The sequence below is a fragment of the Arthrobacter sp. JCM 19049 genome (genome assembly GCF_001310435.1).
Genome location: NZ_BAXF01000283.1, coordinates 1 through 2840, shown reverse-complemented (window position 1 = coordinate 2840; position 2840 = coordinate 1). Strand labels below are relative to the sequence as shown.

Genomic DNA, 2840 nt, shown 5'->3' with positions numbered 1-2840 from the left:
CGGCCAGGGTGCCCCGGCCCGGCGCGTCCTCCTGGCCGTGGCGTGCCACCAGCTCGCGCTTGAGGATCTTGCCGCTGGGACCCAGCGGGAACTCGGAAATGACCTCAATGTGGCGGGGGTACTTGTAGGCGGCGACCCGTTCGCTGATCCACGTGCCGATGCTCCGGGCGTCCAGGTTTGAACCGGCTTCCAGTGTCACCGAAGCGGCCACCTCCTGGCCATGGGTGGGGTGCGGCACCCCGTAGACGGCCGCGTTGGAGATCTCGGGATGGCTGATGAGCACCTCCTCCACCTCTCGCGGATAGACGTTGTAGCCGTTGCGCAGGATCATGTCCTTGGTGCGGTCCATGATGCGCAGGTAGTCATCCTCGTCCTTCGTTCCCAGGTCCCCGGTGCGGAACCACCCGTCCACCATTGCCTCGGACGTCGCCTCGGGCCGGTTCAGGTAGCCGGAGAACAGGTTGTGGCCGCGGACCACCAGTTCGCCCAGTTCCCCGCGCGGCAGCAGCTTGATCGAATCGCGAACCAGCGGGTCGGCGATCTCCACATCCACACCCCACACCGGGGTGCCGATGGTGCCCGGACGCGGTTCGCGGCCCACATGGTTGAAGGTGGCGGCCGGGGAGGTTTCGGTCAGCCCGTAGGCCTCGTGGATGCGCGCCCCGAAGCGGGCCTCGAACGCCTCGAGCACCGCCACCGGCAGCGACGCGCCGCCGGAGACCCCGTAGCGCAGCTTGGTCGGCTTGTCGGTGCGCTGCCGTCCAGCCTCCAAAAGCGCCACATACATGGTGGGCACCCCGATGAACACGTCGATTTCCTCATCCAGCAGCAGGTCCAGGGCACCCTGCGCGGTGAACTTGGGCAGCAGCATGAGTTCGCTGCCGGCCCGCAGCCCGGTGTTCAGCACCGCGGTCTGCCCGAAGATGTGGAACAGCGGCAGCCCGCCGAAGATCTTGTCTCCGGCGCGCATGTCAATGGTGTTCACCAGCAGGGTGTTGGTCTGCTCCACCAGGGCCAGGTGTGAACCCATGGCCCCCTTGGGCTTGCCCGTGGTGCCGGAGGTGTACAAGATGGTGGCCATGTTCTCCGGGTGCTGCGGAACATAGGTGGTGATCGCTTCCGCGCGCTGGGCCCGGTCCTCCAACCGGTCCGAGCCCAGCTCTTCGGGGGCCATGACGCTGAAGACCTGCACCCCGGCGGCCTGGGCGCCTGCGCTGCCCTCGCCCAGCAGCGGGGCGGGCGCAGATCATGAGGGTGGCCTGCGAATCTTCCAGCACGTAGCAATCTCGTGCCGCTTAAGCAACGCGTGGATCGGTACTACGACGGCCCCCAAGGACAACACCGCATAGTAGACCCGCGCGAAGTCGGTGACGTTGGGGATCAGCACCGCGACGCGGTCCCCTTCGGTGATGCCGTGTTCCCGCAGGGCCCCGGCATATGCCCGGGTCTCATCCCACAGCTGCGCGTAGGTGGTGCTCACCCCGCTCATGGTGATGGCATTGCGCTCGCCGAAGCGGGTGGCTGATTCGGCGAGGATCGCGGCAACGGACATGGTGAGGTTTGATGCTGGGCGAGTCATCGGTACTCCTTGCGGGATGGAAGTGTGAGTCCAGTCACAAACTGTGATTACTCCATAGTAGTGAAACTGGGTATCAATTCAAGGCATGAAGTGTCATGTTGGGTCATCGGGGGCGTCAAACCGCGCCAGCAGGGGTGTTCGGTGAACCTGAAAAGTTCCCGGTGGTCGTGGCCAGCGCGGCGCGCGCCTGCGTAGCGTGGCGCCTATGGGCACCGCGACCTGTCATCGCACACGCCCCGGTGCCCGCGGCAAACACCGATGAGTACTAGGAGGGAACATGGCTTCCGAATCGAAGACCACCGTGGACCACGATGAGATTCGTCAGTGGGTGGAGAAGAACGAGGGCAGCCCTGCCTGCGTGCGTTCCACCGGGGACGCGGATGACCCGGGCATCCTGCGCTTCGACTTCCCCGGGGCGCCGGGGAGGACGCCTTGCAGCACATTTCCTGGGAGGACTGGTTCGACAAGTTCGACGCCGAACGCCTGGCCCTGCTCTACCAGGAGCACAAGGCCGACGGGGAGGCGAGCACCTTCTTCAAGATCGTCAAGCGCTGACCGGCAGCCAGGTCAGCTGGCAAGGACCCGGCCGACGGCAGCAGTGCCGTCGGCCGGGTCTTTGCCTGTGCCGTGGTTCTAGCCCTTCACGGGCCGCGGGGAATCCAGGACCACATCGGCCGCTTCGGTGGAGCGGTCGGTCACCGTGGTCTCCGATTCCAGGTGCACCGCGGGGGAGGGGATGAGTCCGGCCCCGCCGAAGCGCTCCATGACCCGCAGCTGCGCCACCATGTCCTCACCGGCGTGCGCCGCCGGCAGCTGGCGCCAGAATTCGAACCCGCCGCATTCCTCGAGCTTCGCCCGGTCAAAGAGCACGCAGCCACCCACCCAGGCGACCTTGTACAGCCGCCACTGCTGCGGCCCGATCCCCAGCTGCTGGGCAATGTGGGACAGATTCGCGGCGTTGTGCAGCGTCCAGCGCTCAAAGTTCGCATCCCCCGGACGCAGCCTTTCCGGCCGCGGCGGCTGCTCCCACAGCTCGAACGGCTCCTGCTCCTGGGGTCGGCGGTCCTTCAGGTAGGACAGCCCCTGCACGGCGGCCCCGATGAAACCGCAGCCGGCCCAGTCCATGGCCTGCTGCAGCTGGCTGATCCTGCGGGGAGAGCCAGACGTCATTGTCCAGGAACAGGACCCGTTCCGCGGTGGCCCGGCGCAGCAGGAAGTCGCGCTGCTGGGCCATGCCGCGGCGCGGCAGGTTGCGTTCCAG

At 66.8% G+C, this 2840-nt stretch carries 2 protein-coding genes and 2 pseudogenes; 1 reads left to right on the top strand and 3 read right to left on the bottom strand.

Annotation, left to right across the window (positions count from 1 at the left end):
* Window positions 1-331 (bottom strand): annotated as a pseudogene (locus tag JCM19049_RS20330) (long-chain fatty acid--CoA ligase); the annotation flags it as partial.
* Between the two features lie 171 nt (window positions 332-502).
* Window positions 503-1489 (bottom strand): annotated as a pseudogene (locus JCM19049_RS11005) (AMP-binding protein); the annotation flags it as partial.
* 522 nt (window positions 1490-2011) lie between these two features.
* Between JCM19049_RS11005 and JCM19049_RS20325 the strand changes: the two are divergent.
* Complete coding sequence (locus tag JCM19049_RS20325; RefSeq protein ID WP_279403004.1) at window positions 2012-2134, top strand: hypothetical protein; 123 nt, start codon at window positions 2012-2014, stop codon at window positions 2132-2134.
* 78 nt (window positions 2135-2212) lie between these two features.
* Here the strand turns inward: JCM19049_RS20325 and JCM19049_RS10995 are convergent, their stop codons facing one another.
* Complete coding sequence (locus tag JCM19049_RS10995) at window positions 2213-2704, bottom strand: hypothetical protein (RefSeq protein WP_054821612.1); 492 nt, start codon at window positions 2702-2704, stop codon at window positions 2213-2215.
* Window positions 2705-2840: the final 136 nt, after the last annotated feature.